At 47.9% G+C, this 18587-nt stretch carries 19 protein-coding genes; all 19 read left to right on the top strand.

The features are described 5' to 3' along the window. Nucleotides 1–90 precede the first annotated feature (90 nt). Nucleotides 91–525, top strand: a complete 435-nt coding sequence (locus HW560_RS07100; protein ID WP_256222237.1) for a hypothetical protein — start codon at nucleotides 91–93, stop codon at nucleotides 523–525. Then, on the top strand, nucleotides 525–800 hold the full coding sequence (locus HW560_RS07105; RefSeq protein ID WP_090903188.1) for a hypothetical protein: 276 nt from the start codon (nucleotides 525–527) through the stop codon (nucleotides 798–800). The genes HW560_RS07100 and HW560_RS07105 overlap by 1 nt, the downstream gene beginning before the upstream one ends. A 6-nt stretch (nucleotides 801–806) precedes the next feature. Beyond that, complete coding sequence (locus HW560_RS07110; RefSeq protein WP_179262535.1) at nucleotides 807–2204, top strand: glutathionylspermidine synthase family protein; 1398 nt, start codon at nucleotides 807–809, stop codon at nucleotides 2202–2204. Next, nucleotides 2186–2590 (top strand): DUF350 domain-containing protein, encoded by a 405-nt coding sequence (locus tag HW560_RS07115; RefSeq protein ID WP_090903191.1) that lies wholly within the window; start codon nucleotides 2186–2188, stop codon nucleotides 2588–2590. Before HW560_RS07110 ends, HW560_RS07115 begins: the two co-directional genes overlap by 19 nt. Nucleotides 2591–2833: 243 nt before the next feature. Further along, complete coding sequence (locus HW560_RS07120; protein ID WP_179262537.1) at nucleotides 2834–3781, top strand: nucleoside hydrolase; 948 nt, start codon at nucleotides 2834–2836, stop codon at nucleotides 3779–3781. Nucleotides 3782–3942: 161 nt separating this feature from the next. Further along, nucleotides 3943–4269: a PadR family transcriptional regulator gene (locus HW560_RS07125; protein WP_090903195.1), complete on the top strand. Its 327-nt coding sequence runs from the start codon at nucleotides 3943–3945 to the stop codon at nucleotides 4267–4269. 6 nt (nucleotides 4270–4275) lie between these two features. Further along, complete coding sequence (locus HW560_RS07130; protein ID WP_179262539.1) at nucleotides 4276–5253, top strand: permease prefix domain 1-containing protein; 978 nt, start codon at nucleotides 4276–4278, stop codon at nucleotides 5251–5253. Nucleotides 5254–5376: 123 nt separating this feature from the next. Continuing rightward, entirely contained in the window at nucleotides 5377–5865 is a 489-nt protein-coding gene (gene lspA / locus HW560_RS07135) for a signal peptidase II (RefSeq protein WP_076287387.1), read from the top strand. A gap of 266 nt (nucleotides 5866–6131) precedes the next feature. After that, nucleotides 6132–7370: an ABC transporter substrate-binding protein gene (locus HW560_RS07140; RefSeq protein WP_371129178.1), complete on the top strand. Its 1239-nt coding sequence runs from the start codon at nucleotides 6132–6134 to the stop codon at nucleotides 7368–7370. A 25-nt stretch (nucleotides 7371–7395) separates the two neighbouring features. Continuing rightward, nucleotides 7396–8262: a carbohydrate ABC transporter permease gene (locus HW560_RS07145; protein WP_090903199.1), complete on the top strand. Its 867-nt coding sequence runs from the start codon at nucleotides 7396–7398 to the stop codon at nucleotides 8260–8262. Further along, nucleotides 8262–9089: a carbohydrate ABC transporter permease gene (locus HW560_RS07150; protein ID WP_076287389.1), complete on the top strand. Its 828-nt coding sequence runs from the start codon at nucleotides 8262–8264 to the stop codon at nucleotides 9087–9089. Before HW560_RS07145 ends, HW560_RS07150 begins: the two co-directional genes overlap by 1 nt. 291 nt (nucleotides 9090–9380) lie before the next feature. After that, complete coding sequence (locus tag HW560_RS07155) at nucleotides 9381–11162, top strand: cache domain-containing sensor histidine kinase (RefSeq protein ID WP_306459239.1); 1782 nt, start codon at nucleotides 9381–9383, stop codon at nucleotides 11160–11162. Beyond that, the gene (locus tag HW560_RS07160) at nucleotides 11131–11934 is read left to right on the top strand and encodes a response regulator transcription factor (RefSeq protein WP_090903201.1); all 804 of its coding nucleotides are present in this window, start codon (nucleotides 11131–11133) and stop codon (nucleotides 11932–11934) included. The genes HW560_RS07155 and HW560_RS07160 overlap by 32 nt, the downstream gene beginning before the upstream one ends. A gap of 111 nt (nucleotides 11935–12045) precedes the next feature. After that, entirely contained in the window at nucleotides 12046–13365 is a 1320-nt protein-coding gene (locus HW560_RS07165; RefSeq protein WP_090903203.1) for an extracellular solute-binding protein, read from the top strand. Nucleotides 13366–13393: 28 nt separating this feature from the next. Further along, nucleotides 13394–14275 (top strand): carbohydrate ABC transporter permease, encoded by an 882-nt coding sequence (locus HW560_RS07170; protein WP_179262543.1) that lies wholly within the window; start codon nucleotides 13394–13396, stop codon nucleotides 14273–14275. Nucleotides 14276–14305: 30 nt separating this feature from the next. Further along, nucleotides 14306–15193: a carbohydrate ABC transporter permease gene (locus tag HW560_RS07175; protein WP_177185821.1), complete on the top strand. Its 888-nt coding sequence runs from the start codon at nucleotides 14306–14308 to the stop codon at nucleotides 15191–15193. A gap of 353 nt (nucleotides 15194–15546) precedes the next feature. Further along, nucleotides 15547–16953 (top strand): MATE family efflux transporter, encoded by a 1407-nt coding sequence (locus HW560_RS07180; RefSeq protein ID WP_090903207.1) that lies wholly within the window; start codon nucleotides 15547–15549, stop codon nucleotides 16951–16953. Nucleotides 16954–17317: 364 nt separating this feature from the next. Beyond that, a complete protein-coding gene (locus HW560_RS07185) occupies nucleotides 17318–17539 on the top strand; it encodes a hypothetical protein (RefSeq protein WP_179262545.1) in 222 nt (73 codons plus the stop codon). Nucleotides 17540–17625: 86 nt separating this feature from the next. Further along, nucleotides 17626–18489: an Rpn family recombination-promoting nuclease/putative transposase gene (locus tag HW560_RS07190; protein ID WP_090809149.1), complete on the top strand. Its 864-nt coding sequence runs from the start codon at nucleotides 17626–17628 to the stop codon at nucleotides 18487–18489. Nucleotides 18490–18587 lie beyond the last annotated feature (98 nt).

The following is an 18587-nucleotide window of genomic DNA, read 5'->3' on the forward strand; positions in this document are numbered from 1 at the left end:
TTGAAACGGCTCCTCTTAGAGCTCACAGAAAGGCAGGTTATCTTTATTTATTATTCATTGACTTATCGGAACTGGTCGGATGACCGGCAGGTGGAGACGGGGGTACTGGAGCAGGTATCGGTTACTCGCGATGAGCTGTTCATGCGCAAGCTGGTCGATGCGACCCTGATGAAAAATAAGCTATGGGTGCATCTATCCAATGAATGCGAGGATCGTCGGGAGCATGCAGTCTACGTGACCGAGTATGACAATCAAAAACCTGCGGAATACGGTACAGCGATTGCGGACGCTGCACTGGCGATGTGCAAAATGACCTCCATGTACAGTGCGGAATATATGCTCTGGAATGGGAGTGCATTTCAGGAATTGGACTTGGCAGAATCCTCATCGTACACGATGGAGCTTGCCGAGCAACTGCTGGACCATTACATGGTGCGGGGCGGTACGACCTATGAATTTGTGTATTCCGTGCTGGATGCGGATCGCAAGAAAGTGTTGTTTTTGATGAAGGAGGTGGATCTGTAATGGATGACAATTCCAAACCCAAACCCGGATCACGTGCCAAGCTGGTTGCCTTCTCGCTAATGCTCGCAGTTCCAGCCGTATTATCCGGTTGCAGCAGCAATAGCGACGAATGTGACCCGGAATACGATACCGGATGTGAATATGACTCCAGCAGTGGGCACTATTACTACGGTGGCGGGTCGTCCTATCGGAGCAATAAGGACAGCAGCTCCTACAGCAAATCCAGTTCAAAATCGAGCGGCTTTGGCAGCTTCTTCCGCAGTTCAGGAGGTTAGAACCTGATGAGGCATATATACCAGCTGCCGTTCAGTCATGAAGAAGTGTTCAGGGGCGAAGCAGGGCAGCAGGTTCCCTACCATCGGATGTATGGCAAGCAATATTGTGTGCCTGCGTTGACGGTCTATTCCCCTGAGGAGATGCAGGAATTGCGTACGGCAGTTGAGGCTGTAGACGGGATCTATTGCAAGGTGATGCGTTTTATTCAGCAATACATGCCCGACTCATTTCTGGAGCAGCAGTTGGGCATTCATCCCGGGCTGATTCCGACTGCGCGTATGGAGATGGTGACAGGCGGGATCACTCGGCAGGACTGGATTATCGGAGAAGCCGGGCCTAAATGTATTGAGAATAATACGGATACCCCAACCGGCATACCTGAAGCAGCTGCATTGGAAGGGTTTTTGGTGGGGATGGCTGAAAAAACATCGCTCCATGCTCCGTCCATAGGAATGGATGAATGTATCCGGGAATGCTTTCGCCGCTGGCTGGATGCTTACGCACAGCAGGGTTTGCTGGGCTCGGTGACCTTTACTTCGTTTGGGGAGCATGTGGAGGATCGGACCAATACCGAGTATCTGATGAAGCTGTGCCAGGAGGCGGGGTATGAAACGTTTTACGCTCCACTGGAGGAGTTGGAGATTGTTCCAGGGGAGGCGCTCTACCATCAAGGACGCGAGATCAACCTTCTGTACCGGCTCTATCCCCTGGAATATCTAATCGATGATCGAGATGAAACGACCGGCGTGGACATCGGCGCAGCGCTGCTTGAATTGGTTCAGAATGGCCGCCTGGGCCTGATGAATCCTGCACAGCATGTGCTGATGCAGAGCAAGGGCTTCATGGCGGCGATCTGGTCACTCTATGAACGCAATGAACAAACCCCGGAGTATTGCGGGTTTCGGCTGTTTAACGATGCAGAGTTGTCTGCAATCTCCCGGTATCTGCTGCCGACTTATTTTGAAGCCGGGCCATTCGAATGGAGCGCAATGCCTTATGTGGCCAAAAGCTATTGGGGCCGTGAAGGTCGAGGCACCTCGCTGCTGGGTGAGGGATCGGATCATCATGGGCGCCATGCTGCTAATTCTTATCAGCTGCACGCCACGATGAACTCCAACACCACAGACGAACTGGAAGAAGATGAGGAAATCGCAGCCTACTATAATAATCAGCCTAAAATATATCAGCAGCTGGTACCGATGGAACAGGCCGTGATTCAGACAGAGGATGGCGAATACAGCGGTTATTTGCTTACAGGGGTCTTTGTCATCGGTGGACGTTTTGCCGGTGTGCTGCCCCGGATCGGGGAGAAGGTAACCGGAGATATGGCCTATTATTGTGCGGCTGTGGTCAATGAACGGATGGATGATGAGGAGGAGAAGGAATGGACAATTTGGGATTGAACCTGCTGAATGTAGCGGTAGGTATAGGCATTTTGCTGGTTGTATTGGTATGCGGGTATTTCGCTTTTAGCCAATTGACCCGGTATAACGATAGCGAGGAAATCGCGAAGGGCAACGAGGCGGCAGGTATGTATATGGGCAGCAAATTGCTGGGCCTGTGTATCATTGTGGGCATGGTGTCCTTTTCTACGCATTCGTGGCTGGATATGCTGCTCTGGTCGGCGCTGGGAATCATTATTTTGTGTCTGGTCTATATTATATTTGACTTCCTTACCCCCAAGATGCGGGTATGTGACGAAATCGCACGAGGCAATATGGCGGTAGCTCAGCTGCTGCGTTCGATTATCATCGGTGTTTCCATCGTCATCGGTACGTTTTTGATGTAAAATAAACCCTAGCGATAAACGATAATTTAGATTGAATATCATAATTACACATTAACGAAGAGGACAGAAAAAATCTGGAGAAGCGGAGCGTTCGCCTTTATCATCGGATTTTTACCTTTGAGAGAAGGTATATAGAAAATCTGAGGATAACAGCGATCGTAAGATTGTTCTGTAAGCGGAGTGCTGAGTGTAGTGTTATATGTTCGTTCTAAATGATATCCAACCAAGAAGGAGCGCGGCATCATGAGAAAAGTCATCATCGATACAGATACAGCAGGAGACGATACGATTGCGATTCTGACGGCACTGCACCATTTCCAGGTGGAGGGCATTACAATTACAGGCGGGAACGTACAGTTTGACCAGGAGGTTGAAAATGCCCTGTACACGGTACAGGTTGCAGGACATGGCGGCAAGGTGCCTGTGTACAAAGGGTGCGAACGCCCATTGATGGCCTATGGCAAGGCCCAGCACCGCACGGTGGAAGACGTACATGGCGATGACGGCATGGGCGGAGCCCATTTCCCGAAGGCAGACCAGCGTCCAGAGGCAGGGCATGCGGTTGATTTTATCATTGAAAAGGTACATGCACATCCGGGCGAAATCTCGCTTCTGGCCATTGCACCCCTGACCAACATTGCGATGGCAATCCAGAAGGACCCAACCATTATTCCGGAGATTGCCCACCTATACATCATGGGTGGAACGAATAATGCACTGGGTAATATCACACCAGCCGCGGAGTATAACTTCTATGTAGATCCGGAAGCAGCCAAAATTGTATTGCACGCGGGCATTCCGATCACCATGGTTGGCTGGGAGATGTGTACGCAGTATTCTGTTATGGATGATGACGATCACGCTGAAATTGCAGCACTGGGTACATCTGGTGCCGATTTCTTCACAGCCATCAACAAAGTGGTTATGCAGTTTAACAAATCGGTACATAAACTGGATGGCACCACTCACCCGGATACGTTGCTGATGGCTGTTGCCGCAGATGAGTCGCTCATGACCCAATCCGGTCAGTATTATGTGGATGTAGAAGCAGCAGGAGAGTTAACACGTGGATATAGCGTTGTAGATATCAACGGACGTTTTGGCAAAGAGCCGAATGTACGCGTCTGTGAGGCCATTGACCGTCCGAAGTTCAAATCCATGCTGCTGGATGTGCTCTCTGCTATTCAATAAAACGGTGGATTTCAACTCAAATAAACGTATATATCATCCGTGCCTATTCCAGGTACGGATTTTTTTGCCTATTTTAGGTCTAACTACTTCACCTGTCGTAGTAAATTGTGATATACTTCATCTACTACGACAGATGAAGTAACGGAGGAGGATTACCTTTTGTGATCAGCAGTGACGTTATACGCGGCTACAACGATACGCTAATTCTCTATATGCTGCTGGAAGGGGAGTCGTATGGGTACGAGATTTCCAAAAACATCAGGCAGCTGACAGATGAGAAGTATGTGATGAAAGAGACGACACTATACTCTGCCTTCACCCGATTGGAGAAGAACGGGTATATTGAATCATTCTACCAGGATGAGAGTCTTGGGAAGCGGCGTACGTATTACCGGATCACGCCGCTCGGCCTCGATTATTACAAGGAAAAATGCGAGGAATGGAAGGTTACGCAGGAGGTTGTGAATCTATTTATCAGGGAGTGGTGACAGAGCATGGAGACGATTATGGTGTATCTGGAAAACATGTTTGCTGGTCTGCCGAAGACCTCCGAGGTGGAGCATTTGAAACAGGAGCTTCTCTCGGGGATGGAAGATAAATACTTGGAACTGAAGCGGGCGGGTAAATCGGAGAATGAGGCGATTGGTATTGTGATTTCGGAATTTGGCAATATCGAGGAGTTAACAGCTGAGCTTGGTATTCAACCAGCCGGGATTGAGGAAGCAGCACCTGTGCTGACGGAGGAAGAGGCTTATGATTATGCTGCTGTCAAACGCAGTGTGGGTCTGTGGACAGGACTTGGTGTTTTTCTCTGCGCATCCGGGGTGGCCTTCCTGATATTCCTTGATACATTTTTTGAACACAACAATATCAAGTCCATGACAGGGTCGATGGAAACGGGCAGCCTGCTGGGGCTCATCGGGATGTTTGTACTGATTGCCTTTGCAGTCGGCATGTTTATTCACAGCGGGATGAAGCTTGATCGTTTTAAGTATATGGAGAAGGGATTTCAGTTGCCCTATGCGCTCAAGATGTCACTTCAACGCAGTCAGGCCCATTTCGCGCTGACGTACCGCGTTTCAATCATTACAAGCGTCGGTCTGTGCGTGCTGTCACCCGTTTTTATTTTCGCGGGTGCATATATTAACGATGACTACGCATCTTACGGTGTCTCTCTCTTTATGTTAATGGCAGCGGTGGGCGTGTTCCTGTTCATTTATTACGGCAATATCCAGGGGGCTTACACGAAATTGCTGGAGGAGCCACACTTTAGTGCTGATAAGAAGGAGCAGGAAAGAATGGTAGGCGCAGTGGGGGCAATCGTATGGCCATTGGCTACGGCGTTATTTCTGTTCACGGGCTTTGTATACCAGCGATGGGACGTTAACTGGGCCATATTTCCGATTACAGGTGTGTTGTTCGGCATGTTCAGCAATACCTATCATATATTAAAACGGAAAAATCCTTCCTGATGGTTTGCAATGCGCGTGCGCTACCCACTTGGTGACTACGCTTCGGGTGTGTTAAAGTGAAGGAAAAGTTACAGCGGAGACCTTTAGTTTAACTTTGGAGCGTCCGGCAGGAGGAGTGGCACGATGTTATTTTATTTTGTAGCACTGCTGGTGACCTTGGTTGATCAGGGAACCAAGATGGCGGTGAGGATGTATATGGAAGTTGGCGACACGATGAGGCTTGGCGACTCGGGAATGCAATTGCAGCATTATGAGAACAGCGGAATGGCAGGCAGCCTGTTTCAAGGGAATGCGCGTTTGTTCGGTGTGGTTGCCATTCTGTTCGTGGCGGGCATAATGTATTATCGGAGAAAAGGTGAGATTCGCGGTTTCTGGATGCAGGCAGGTGCCGGTTTCATGGTCGGTGGTGCTTTGGGTAATGCAATCGATCGGTTTATCTACGCACGCGTAACGGATTTTCTTGTATTTCCGTCGGGACGTGGTATTCTCAATTTGGCGGATGTAGCCATTAATGTTGGTGTGGTTATGCTGGTCATCGGCATGTTAATCCGTGCATTTCAGAGTTACCGAGCCAAGCGTTTACGTAATGCTTTGCCGAAAATAGAGCGTTGATAAAGAGTTAACAACAGCTTTGATGTAAGTAGTGGTAACTGAATACATGAGGGACATTGGAGATATTCCGATGTCCTTTTTTGTTATGTCGATGAACGGACTCGCGCTCAGTGGGCCTGATTCAATTTGATCGAAACCGTTTTAGGAATAATAGGACACATTATAGTCAACGCTCTAAGTATAAAACGATGGAAGGATTAACCACGTGGTTATTTCACTAATTTAATGGGTAAATCTTTACGTATATAAGCTGAGGGAGGTACAAAATGAGAACATCGCTTACCAAGGCACTCGGGATAATGCTGCTTTGTGGAATAACGGCTGTACTTCTGTCTTCCTGCACCAGCGGGAATCATGCCAACGGCAAAGTGCAGGTTGAATTTTTTCAGAATAAACCCGAAGCCAAAGGAACCTTTGACGAGTTAATCAAAATGTTCAACGCCGAACACTCCGATATTCAGGTCACTCAGGTGAATCCACCTGACGCGGAGACGGTGCTGAAGACACGTGTGGTGAAGAACGATGTGCCAGATATTATGGCAATGGGGGCAACCGATACCTATTCCATTCTTGCACAGAGTGATATTTTCGCCGATCTGACAGACAGCCAACTATTGAAAACGATTGATCCCAACTACATACAGATGCTAAAGGATGTCACGGGTATGGATGAAGTAACAGGTGTCCCTTACGCAACAAATGCAAACGGCATCATGTACAACAAAACGTTGTTTAAAGAGATGGGTCTGGACGTACCCAAGACCTGGGACGAGCTGATTGCTACAGCCCAAAAAATTAAGGATGCGGGTAAAATTCCGTTTTACTTCACATACAAGGATGACTGGCAGACCAATCTGCCGTTCAATGCACTCGGACCTAACTTGGTTGGTATTGATTTCTACCTGGAGCGTCGCGAGAACAAGGTGACCTTCAAGGAGAAATACCGCGAGGTTGCGGAGAAGCAGCTGGAGCTGATGAATTATGGTCACGGCGACAACTTCGGTAAAGCGTATTCGGATGGTAACCGTGCCTTTGCCAATGGCGAAGCGTATATGTACATCCAAGGTACCTGGGCCATCTCCGAGATTCGCAAAGCCAACCCGAATGTGGACATTGGTTTCTTCCCATTCCCGACAGGCAACGATCCGAGCAAGATCAAGCTGGTGAACGGAATCGACTCCCTGTTTACCATTGCAGCAGATACACCGAACAAGGAGCAGGCCGAGCAGTTCATCGCGTTTCTGCTGGAGCCTGAGAATATAGGCAAGTACATTAAGGAACAGACGCTGTTCTCTGCGGTGGAAGGTGTAAAACAAGACGATCCTGCTGTACAGGAACTGACACCTTACATTGAGCAGGGCAAGGTTATCGATTTCGCCGATCACTATATTCCGGCTGCGGTGCAGCTGAATTCCATCGTACAGTCCTTTTTGCAGAACAAGAATATCGACAACTATCTGGATACACTCGACAAAGAATGGGACAAGGTAGCGAATCGGCGATAACGCCTTGTCCGAAGGAGGATGGAGTATGAACAAGCGCATCGCGCCTTATTACTGGATGACGGTTCCGGCGGTAGTATTGTTCTTCGTGTTTATGACGCTGCCGGCCCTCCAGGGGATTTATTATTCATTTACGAACTACAACGGATTCGGTAAAGGTTATGATTTTGTTGGATTCAAAAACTATTTCAATCTGTTTCAAGATGACAATGTAGGCAATGCCTACTGGTTTACCTTCAAGTTTGCGATCGTTGTAACGATCCTGACGAATATTCTGAGCCTGCTCATTGCACTCGGGCTGAATGCCAAGATCAAGTTCCGTAACTTTTTCCGTGGCATCTACTTCTTGCCGAATATCCTGAGTGTATTGATCGTGGGTTACATATTTAACTACCTGTTCTCCAACGTATTCCCAATCTGGGGACAGAACCTAGGCATCAACGCCTTATCCACCAACATTCTGGGCAGCGAAAGCCTGGCATGGATTGGGATCGTGATTGTGGCGGTATGGCAATCCGTCGCGTTGAATACGATTCTGTATTTGGCGGGATTGCAGACGATCCCTACGACATTGTATGAAGCCTCAAATCTGGACGGCGCCGGCAAATGGCGTGAATTCTGGAGCATTACGTTTCCGCTAATTGCCCCGTTCTTCACAATTAATATGGTGCTGGCGATGAAAAACTCACTGATGGTCTTTGACCAGATCGTAGCCTTGACGAATGGTGGACCGGGACGGGCAACACAGTCCATCTCCCACCTGATCTACACGGGTGGATTTGAAGGCGGCGAATATGCATATCAATCTGCGAACTCGGTTATCTATTTCATCGTTATTGCGGTGATTTCGATTCTGCAAATCCGGTTCCTGCAAAGAAGGGAGACGGATCTGTAATGAGAAGCCGTTTACGTACCAACTGGCCCGTTATGTTGTTGATTGTTCTGGGTACTTTATTCATTCTGTTCCCTTTATATATGACGGTTACGATCGCATTGAAGAATCCGGAGCAAATGGCCCAATCCGTCTTTGCTATTCCGACGACGCTTCACTGGGAGAACTTTGCAAGTGCAATAGATATGACAAACTTCTTCCAATCGTTCCGTAACAGTGCCATTGTTACTGCGTCAACAGTCATTCTGACCTTGCTCAGTAACTCCATGGTCGCTTACGCCATTGCGCGTAATATGGAGAAACGGAAATTTTTCAAAGGGCTGTACTATTACTTCGTCAGCGCGATGTTCATTCCGTTTCCAATCATTATGCTGCCGATTGTTAAGTTGACTGCATCACTGGAAATGACCAATTTGCTGGGTCTTATCCTGCTGCATACGGTGTATGGTCTCGCCTTTAACGTATTTGTGTATGTAGGTTATATTCGGTCCATTCCGGTAGCGCTGGAGGAGGCAGCCTTTGTAGATGGAGCGACAACTTGGGGCACGTTCTGGAAAATCATTTTCCCATTGATGGCGCCGATCAGTGCCACGGTTGGTATCCTAACTTGTCTGTCTACTTACAATGACTTCCTGCTGCCACTCATTATTATTAGCGACCCGGCACAATACACACTACCACTGGTACAATATGTGTTCCAGGGTCAATTCAATACCGACTTCAACCTGGCGTTTGCATCGTACCTGCTGGCGCTGCTGCCAATGATCATCATTTATCTGTTTGCACAGAAGTGGATCATCAACGGTGTAACGCAAGGCTCAGTGAAATAATGAAGAAAAGGGCGGACTCATGGAGTCCGTTCTTTTTTTTGTTTTCATGAGCTTCTGGTTTGTGGTGCTGTCCTGTATTTAAGTGATTGATTAAGATTGGAATCTGTGCTATTTTTTAGTCGTTAGTTTAATCACTAAACAAAGATCGATGAAGGAGAACAATAAGCCAAAGTGTAAACGCTTCAATAATTGGCGATGATGGATTCCGGCATACTTGTACTCAATCGTCACCCAACATGAGAAACGGGTGGCGATTTCTTTTACATGCGGGGAGGAGAATGGGGTTTGCGAGTGAATTGGGGCAGATGGAACTCGTTGCGCAATCAGATCTTTGTTGGTTTTGTACTGGTGATGCTGGTGGTGTTATTTATTGCAGGAATCGTCGCCTATGATCGGGTATCCGGTTTGCTGAAAACCAATGCGGAGAAGCATATCCATCAAACTGCTGTTCAGGCTAATGGCAGACTGGATGCCTTAATCGCACAGGTTAACTCGCTGACGTCCCAAGTGGCAGATGATTCTTATGTGCAGCGTTTGCTGAGCAATGAGAAGGGTGGGGAACAGGCTACGTTTAATCAGCGTCAAGCGCTCTTGCAGGTTGTGAGCAGCTATCCGTCCTTTATGAGCGGTGTGCAGAGTCTGGAAATCTATACGACAACTTACAGCAGAATATTTCCCATGGATGACCGATCTTTGGATGGAAGGCTCGGACGTAACTGGATAGCGGAAGCAGACGCGGAGAAGGGGAGGCTGGTCTGGGTCGGCCCCGACCCGGAAGATCCCGGAGTCATTATGGCTATTCGGCGAATCAGTCTGATGGACCGGGCTTTTGAATCTGGCGGTTATGTCGTGGTGCGGATGCAGCGCAGCTTTTTTCAACTGAATGACTTGGATGCTGAGGACGACGTAGAGGATTCAATTCTGCTGGTGGATGCAGCAGGAAGCGTAGTTACTTCCAATCTGGAGGCCAGTCTGGATGTGGAGGCACTCCTAAGCAGTGACAGCTCTGTTGTCCAGACCCGGGATGAGCCTTATATCGTCGTCAGACAGCATTCCGAAATGACGGGATGGACACTCGCGGTTCTTACTCCTGTAAGCGAGACGACGGAGGGCGTGTCCATTCTTCGGACGGCACTGCTTATTTCCGGTTTGTTTGGCGTCGTGCTGTTCCTCATTATGTCTTTTCTCTTGTCTACCATGATTACACGTCCCATCACCCGTCTGATGAGGGCCATGCGCAGTGCACGCCCGGGAGCCATGAAGCCCAACATTATGTTCAGCTCAACGATGGAGATTCACAGGCTCAATGAAGTATACAATCAGATGGTTTATCGGCTGAACGAGTTGACCGAGGAGATCTACGAGAAGGAAATCATGCATTCACGCACAGAACTGAAAGCTCTGCAGTCGCAGATTAATCCTCATTTTCTGTTTAACACGCTGGAGGCGTTCTACTGGTCACTTGATGACAAGGGAGATGAGGAAATGGCGCGTATGGTTGTGGCGATGTCTCGCCTATTTCGCTACATTATCTCCAGCCCCAATCAGGATGAATGGGTTACGATTGCCGATGAACTGGAGCACGCGGAACGTTATCTTCGAATTATGGAGATGAGGCTGGGAGAAAGGTTGCAATGGGAGATCAGACTGAGTGATGCGATGCGCACCGTGAGAATTCCCAAATTGCTCATACAGCCTTTGGTGGAGAATGCCATCCTTCACGGGATCGAGAGCAAAATCGAACCGGGAAAGGTAAGCATCCATGTAGATGCTTCCACGCAGGAGGGTCTGGTCCATATCGAAGTTCGGGATGATGGACCTGGCATGGATGATTCTCGGCTTCAATCTGTTGTTCGCGCATTGAATGGTGGACCTGCTGTTTCCGACAAGGGAACAGGCGTGGGCCTGATTAACGTGCATCGCAGGTTGAAGCTTTATTTTGGCAGTCAGCTTGGGGAATTGTGCAGACTTACCATTACGAGCAAGGTCGGTGAAGGGGCTGTTATTCGCTTTGAGATTCCGAAGGATACGGAGGGTGCATATGATTCATGGCAGAACGATTCTAATCGTTGATGATGAGCCGCGTACACGAGAAGGCATTCGCAAGACGCTGGAAGGTTGGTCAGCAGGTCGTAATGAAATTCGAACTGCGGCAAGTGGAGTAGAGGCAGCGGCATGGCTCCGGGAACAGACGGCGGACCTTTTAATTACAGACGTTCGCATGCCAGAATTCTCTGGTCTGTCGCTCGTTGAAGCCGTGCAGCAGTTTCCGAGCAAGCCAGTCGTGCTGATTATGTCTGGGCATGCCGACTTCCAATATGCCCAGCAGGCCATCAAACTGGGTGTGGTTGATTATCTGCTTAAACCGATTGAGAAGGAACAGCTGATTCAGACGGTAGAGAAAGCTTTGCAACTCAGGGACCAACAGCGGCGTATTCAAACGATGCAGAAGCTGGTTGACCCAAAGCTGCTGGATGCCAAGGAACGGGGAGACCAGAGGCTTAATCCCCAGATCAGTGAAGCTGTTGCTTATGTGGAAGCCCATCTCAGCGAGCATGTTACTCTGCGGGAAATCGCTGATATGCTGCATTTGAACTCAAGTTATTTTAGCGTTCTGTTCAAGGAGCAGATCGGGATTAATTTTAGCGAATTTCTAACCCGTACGCGTATTCAGCGGGCGAAGGAGATGCTTGTGCAGACGACTCTGCCCATCTCGGAGATTGCCGAACAGGTCGGCTACCAGACGGATAAATATTTTATTAAGGTATTCAAAAGTCTCGAAGGGCTCAGCCCAAGCAAATATCGTCATTCCATTACGGTTCGTAAAGAGACTGAATTACCATAAAATAGTGGAGTTTTTCCAAATCATCCTGGTCTTATGGGGGAGATGTACCCATGCTACAATTTTATTAAAGCGGTTACATCAACCGAATAACCATTACAGGGGGTTAGGAATATGAGAAAAAAGCCAATAGCAATGCTACTGACATTGACACTTATCCTCGCCGTGTTTTTATCCGGATGCAGCAATTCAGGTTCTGACGGAGAGGGTGAAGCGAGCGGTAGTGGCTCTGACGGAAAAGTGACCCTCAAGTTTATGCATCTTTGGCCAGCAGGCAGCTCTGCACAGCAGAATAAGCTGGTCAACGAGATCATCAAACAGTACCAGACCGATCATCCCAACGTGACCATCAAACAGGAAGTGCTGGAGAATGAGCAATATAAGAACAAATTGAAAATCCTTTCCGCATCCAATGAACTCCCGGATGTAGGCGTAACATGGGCAGCGGGTTTTTTGGAGCCTTATGTGAAGGGCAATCTGTTTGCTCCGCTGGATGACCTCCTGAGTGGTTCGCTCGAAGGAAAATTCATTGCCGGAACAACCGAAGCGTATGCCGTAGACGGCAAAACCTATGCGCTCCCGATTGAATTGAACATATCTCCGATCTATTACAACAAAGACATTTTTGCCAAATATAATCTGCAGCCCCCGGCCACATATGATGAATTCCTGAATGTTGTGAAAACGCTGACAGACAATGGTGTGGTTCCCATCGCTCTCGGCAACAAGGATCGATGGACCGGATCTCTCTGGTATATGTATCTGGCCAATCGATTGGGCGGGGACGCATTGGAGAAGGCCATCAACGGCACAGGCAAGTTTGACGATCCTGCCCTGATCCAGGCGGCAGCCGAAGTACAGAAGCTGGTGGATATGAACGCCTTTAACAAAGGCTACAACGGCCTGTCCAATGATGAAGGTAAATCGGAATTCATGAATGAGAAAGCTGCCATGTACCTCATGGGCACCTGGGAACTGCCGAACTATACCACCAATCCGGATGTCCCGCAGGAGTTCAAGGATAAAATCGGATTTTTCAAATTCCCGACAATGGATGTTGGCAAAAGCGATATTAACAGTTGGGTTGGCGGCCCGGGTGTAGGCTTGTTCGTCGCACAGAACTCCAAGGTGAAGGATGAAGCTCAAAAATTTGTTCAATATTTTGTCGAAAAATGGGGCGAAAGCTCTGTAACCGAGGCGGGTGTAATTCCGGCAACAAAAGTGGATACAGCCGAAGTAAAACTGCCGCAGCTTTACACTGACCTGCTGAATGAATTGAATCAGGCCAGCAGCCTGACATTATTCGCCGACGTGCAGATGAAACCGACCGCAGCTCAAGTCCATCTGGACATGATCCAGGCGTTGTTCGGAAAAGCGGTCACTCCTGAGGAATTTGTGAAGAATCATCAGGAAGCCATTGATAAAGGCAACTAACGTACAACGCTCATAGGGAGGATATTGTATGGATAAAGTCATGTCCAACCGTTTAGTCGCTGCGTTGTACGTGCTTCCCGCACTGCTGCTGTTATTGGTACTGATCTATATCCCGATCGTGCTGACCGGATATTACGGATTGATGCAGTGGGACGGGATCGGCGCAATGACCTTTATCGGTTTTGAAAATTATGCAAGATTGCTTCATGACGCAACGTTCTGGCAGAGTGCATATCATACCTTTTTGCTGGCCTTGTTCTCTGCACTGAGTCTGATCGGTTATCTTATGATTGCCCTGGTGTTGTCAGGAAAAATTAAGGGAGCCAACCTGTTTCGGAAAATATATCTGATTCCTATGCTGCTGTCCTCTGTAGCAATCGCACAGCTGTGGCTAAAGATTTACCATCCCAGCAATGGTGTGTTAAACACCTTTCTGGAAGCAATCGGGGTTGCCAATCCGCCAGCCTGGCTGGCGGAGCCATCCCTGGTGCTGTATGCCCTGTTCGTACCGATCTTGTGGCAGTATGCCGGATTCTATATTCTGATCTACTATGCTGCGCTCAAGAATATCCCGGAATCGTTGATTGAAGCAGCGCGGATTGATGGAGCAAGCCCTTGGCAGATAGCCTTTCGCATCAAGCTGCCCCTGATCACGGAAGTGATCAAAGTGACGATCGTGCTGGCTGTCGTTGGCTCGCTGAAGTACTTTGACCTCATATATGTGATGACGGACGGTGGACCGAATGGCTCCAGTGAAGTGATGGCTTCTTATATGTATCATCAGGCTTTCCGTGGATTCGACTTTGGTTATGGGAGTGCCGTTGGTTTCTTCCTGCTCGTGATCTGTCTGGTCGTTACCTGGCTGCTTCGGAAAGCTACAGCATCCAAAGACACCATTCAGTATTCTTGAGTCAAGTGAAATGAAAGGAGGTTCATCCCTGTGAAGACCGATACTGCGGTTCGGTTGCCAGCCTATCCGGGAACAGGCACAGGACCCACTGTGCTGAGAAGGCTCGGCTATGTCCTGCTCTACAGCCTGTTGATCTTGGTGGCGCTGCTGCAGATTCTGCCCTTGATATGGCTGCTGCTGTTCTCGCTAAAAAACAATCAGGAAGTATTCGATATGGCACCGTTTGCCCTTCCCGCGACTCCGCGTTGGGAGAACTATGTGAAGGTGTGGACGGAAGGCAACATCAGTTTATATTTCTTCAATAGTGTCTGGATCACGGTGGTATCCGTTGTGTTCACCGTCCTGTTCGCGAGTCTGGTCACCTTCGCGATAACCCGCATGCGCTGGAAAGGGCGTTCTCTGGTGCTCGGATTGTTCATGGTGGGTATGATGATCCCTGTGCACTCTACGCTGATTCCGTTGTTCAGCCTGTTCCTGAAGCTTCACCTTACGGATCATCCATTGTCGGTCATTTTGTCATACATCGCGTTTAATATGCCAATCACGATTATGATTCTGCTTGGCTTCTACTACGCCCTTCCGCGGGAAGTGGAGGAAGCAGCGGTGATGGACGGCTGTTCTGTTCATCGGATTTTCTTCCGTATCGTCCTGCCAATGACAGCTTCGGTGATCGCTACGACAGCGATTATCAACATGATTTATGACTGGAATGAATTCATCTTCGTGAATACGTTCATTAGCACAGATGCGTACAAAACGCTGACCGTTGGGGTGCAGAATTTTATTGGACAGTATACAACCGATTGGGGAGCGATTGGTGCGACACTGATGATCAGCATCCTGCCGATCCTGATCGCTTTTCTCGTCTTGAGCAATCGAATTGTGGAGGGCATCGCTGCCGGATCGGTAAAAGGATAATCAGTAAACGTTTAAAGCCCTGCGTATAAAATACTTGTCATCGAAATGAGTTAAACCTTAGACCCTTACATATCCCGATCCTAAAGGGATGTGTAAGGGTTTTTGCTCATCGCCCCGGCGCTAGATAAATTGAAAGGAATAAAATCTAGGATAACAGCGATCGGAAGGTTGTTCTGGCATCGGAGTGGCAAGTGTAAATAATATTAGTTCAATTTATATAAATGAAAGATCTGAAAATACCTATTATTGGAATTTCAAAAAACTTTCAAGTTTTTTCGCAAAACTACTGCATTTTCAAACTACCTGTGCTAACATACCCTAAGAATTAAAGCCCACACGGGAAAGGTGAGAAAATGACAGCAATATCCTCAACCCAAGAGTCCCTGCGTTCGGATGCCAAGGATCTGAATCTGATTCGGCTAACATGGCCAATTTTCCTGGAACTCTTCTTGTTTATGTTGATGGGGAGCGTGGATACGTTCATGCTCAGTTCGGTGTCCGATAATGCAGTATCCGGAGTCGGAGCAGCCAACCAGATTATCTCCATTGCGATTCTTGTACTGGAAGTCATTGGACATGGCGCTGCTATTGTAGTGGCACAATATATTGGTTCGAAGAAATTGAGTGAGGCGGCACAGGTCACAGGTAATGCGATTACGCTTAATCTAATTGTCGGACTGATTCTGAGCGGAAGCTTCCTTCTGTTCGGAGGTCATCTGCTTACACTGCTTCATATCCAAGGTGAAATATACGATTTTGCCCGTTCTTATATAAGTATTGTCGGAGGCGGGATCTTCCTCCAGGCGCTGATTAACGCGCTGGCCGCGACGATTCGGACGCATGGTTATACCAAAGAAACAATGTATGTTTCTGTTCTGATGAACGTGATTCACGTCGTTGGTAACTACGCCCTTATTTTTGGCCATTTCGGCTTGCCAAAGCTTGGTGTGGAAGGGGCAGCGATCTCTACGGTGGGAAGCCGTCTGATCTGCTTGATTATTTTCTTCTGGTTGCTCTATCGGGTTATGGATGTAAGGGTGGAGTTCGGCTATTACATCAACCTTTCGAAGAAGTTTATTGGCAAAATATTACGAATCGGTATCCCCTCTGCGCTTGAATCCGTTGTGTATCAGTCCTGCCAGCTCGTCTTCACACTGTACGTGACCTATCTGGGGGCTGAAGCGATGGCAACCCGGCAATATGCGGGTAACATTTCAAGCTATATCTATCTATTCAGCATGGCGATCGGAATGGGGACATCCATTATTGTTGGTCGGCTGGTCGGTGCGCGGCGCAAGAATGATGCATACAAACGTGTATTTGACAGTGTGAAGTGGGCGCTGCTCGCCACCATTGTGATCGATGTGATTATTATTCTCTTCCGTGTTCCGCTGATGAGTGTGTTCACGGATAATCCGGAAATTATCAGGCTGGGCGCACAGGTCATCCTGCTCAGTCTTCTGCTGGAGACCGGGCGAACCTGCAATATTGTGATTATTGGTTCGCTACGAGCCGCAGGGGATGCGAAGTTCCCGGTATACATGGGACTGATCTCCATGGTCTGCATGAGTCTGCCGCTGGGCTACCTGCTGGTGTTCAAGCTTCATATGGGGCTCGCCGGTGTCTGGCTTGCGATTGCCGCAGACGAGTGGACACGCGCTGTCATTATGTATTTCCGCTGGAAGAGCCGGGCTTGGGAGAAACATGATCTGTTGGATCATGAGGAGGAAGTTGGAGCTCAGCCGGTGCCAGCAGTATAATGATGGTTTGGAAAATAATTTCGATTTGATCGGGGTATAGAAATAAAAAGGCTCCGCACTTGGAGCCGTTAGTCTTATTCAAGAAGAGTCAATCATGGGATGGAGCATTTCTCCTTATGGTTGGCTCTTTTTTCGTTAATTTGTGCGTCATTACGTTGTTGCCTTGGAGAGGTGCAGATCATGGGCGCGGTTTGTATCGGAGCTTGTCCCCAGAACAATTTAGCAAAAATGATCAAAACGAGATGTGCAGCCTCACGTATAGTAAGGATATGGAAAGGGGCTGTACTTTATTTGAATTCATACAGTGAATTGATTCAGCAAAGTCTCTACTTAATTGAAACGAATCTGTACGAGGATATTGGGCTTGAAGAAGCGGCATCTGAAGTTCTCCTGTCACCCTATCATTATCATCGGGTGTTCCGCAGGGCAGTGCGGTCATCTCATTCGGGGTTATTTTGAACGGCAAGGCAAAGTGTGGGTGAATAGGTTCCGCTTCGAAGAGGTTGATCCGAATAAACCATTGACTCATATGGAGACGGAGTATGAGATGTCGGTCGAGCCAATGAATTTGTCCTTTGAGGAGTGATTAGATGTGAAAGCAGGTCCAACGTTAAGCTGAAGAAAGTATGGGAATTATGATATAATCTTGGGTAAGAATGGAGCTGATGCTGGATGACGGATTTGCTCGATCCTCGAGTGGATTTTGTATTCAAACGTATTTTTGGAAGTGAGCAAAGTAAAGATGTTTTGTTAGCTTTCCTTAACAGCACGTTTATTGAAACCGGTGAGTCGCCTCTTACGGAGATTACACTTATTAACACGTTTACGGACAAAGATAGTCCGGAAGATAAACAATCCATTTTGGATATCAAAGCGCGTACGGTGGAGGGCAAGTTAATCAACATTGAGATGCAGCTGTTTAATCCGTATAATATGGAAAAAAGGACGCTGTTCTACTGGAGCGAAATGTACTCTCACCAGATCAAGAAGGGCGAAAACTATAATCTTTTGAAAAAATGTGTGACGATAAATATTTTAAATTACTCATGTCTGGACAATGAGCGATATCACAATGTTTTTCATTTACGCGAAGATCATACAGGTATTGGTTTGACAGATGATATAGAAATTCATGTGATGGAATTGACCAAACTGGATCAACACCCTGTCCCCATGGACAAGGGCGGTCTGGTGAACTGGCTTTTATTCTTAAAAGGGATTGATCCATCAAACTGGGAGGTGCTGGCGATGAATGAACCGATGCTAAAAAAGGCGATGGACACGCTGGAATTTCTGAGTCAGGATGCAGCTACGAGAATGGCTTATGATGCACGGATGAAAGCATTAAGCGATGAAAAGTCGATGATAGAAGGTGCACGTGCTGAGGGTGAGGCCAAAGGGAAAGTAGAAGGCAGAGTAGAGGGTAAAGTGGAAATGGCGCGTGAGCTGCTTGCACTTGGCGTAGATATGTCTGCTGTGGTGAAAGCCTCCGGACTCTCTGCAGAGGAAATTAAAAAGCTGCTGCCTAAGCAGTGATGTGAAACTGGATTTACACTTTCCAGGGCTAATCCAATTACGGGTTGGCTCTTTTTGTTGTGTTTGGGGTATAAAAAAAGTGGAGCGAAGTCCAAGCT

Source organism: Paenibacillus sp. E222 (genome assembly GCF_013401555.1).
In the GTDB taxonomy this organism is placed as follows: Bacteria; Bacillota; Bacilli; order Paenibacillales; family Paenibacillaceae; genus Paenibacillus.

Excerpts from the sequence above, each read along its gene's own strand:
- HW560_RS07105 (WP_090903188.1), top strand. The coding sequence starts at position 525 with ATGGATGACAATTCCAAACCCAAACCCGGATCACGTGCCAAGCTGGTT.
- HW560_RS07110 (WP_179262535.1), top strand. The coding sequence starts at position 807 with ATGAGGCATATATACCAGCTGCCGTTCAGTCATGAAGAAGTGTTCAGG.
- HW560_RS07115 (WP_090903191.1), top strand. The coding sequence starts at position 2,186 with ATGGACAATTTGGGATTGAACCTGCTGAATGTAGCGGTAGGTATAGGC.
- HW560_RS07120 (WP_179262537.1), top strand. The coding sequence starts at position 2,834 with ATGAGAAAAGTCATCATCGATACAGATACAGCAGGAGACGATACGATT.
- HW560_RS07130 (WP_179262539.1), top strand. The coding sequence starts at position 4,276 with ATGGAGACGATTATGGTGTATCTGGAAAACATGTTTGCTGGTCTGCCG.
- lspA (WP_076287387.1), top strand. The coding sequence starts at position 5,377 with ATGTTATTTTATTTTGTAGCACTGCTGGTGACCTTGGTTGATCAGGGA.
- HW560_RS07140 (WP_371129178.1), top strand. The coding sequence starts at position 6,132 with ATGAGAACATCGCTTACCAAGGCACTCGGGATAATGCTGCTTTGTGGA.
- HW560_RS07145 (WP_090903199.1), top strand. The coding sequence starts at position 7,396 with ATGAACAAGCGCATCGCGCCTTATTACTGGATGACGGTTCCGGCGGTA.
- HW560_RS07150 (WP_076287389.1), top strand. The coding sequence starts at position 8,262 with ATGAGAAGCCGTTTACGTACCAACTGGCCCGTTATGTTGTTGATTGTT.
- HW560_RS07160 (WP_090903201.1), top strand. The coding sequence starts at position 11,131 with ATGATTCATGGCAGAACGATTCTAATCGTTGATGATGAGCCGCGTACA.
- HW560_RS07165 (WP_090903203.1), top strand. The coding sequence starts at position 12,046 with ATGAGAAAAAAGCCAATAGCAATGCTACTGACATTGACACTTATCCTC.
- HW560_RS07170 (WP_179262543.1), top strand. The coding sequence starts at position 13,394 with ATGGATAAAGTCATGTCCAACCGTTTAGTCGCTGCGTTGTACGTGCTT.
- HW560_RS07180 (WP_090903207.1), top strand. The coding sequence starts at position 15,547 with ATGACAGCAATATCCTCAACCCAAGAGTCCCTGCGTTCGGATGCCAAG.
- HW560_RS07190 (WP_090809149.1), top strand. The coding sequence starts at position 17,626 with ATGACGGATTTGCTCGATCCTCGAGTGGATTTTGTATTCAAACGTATT.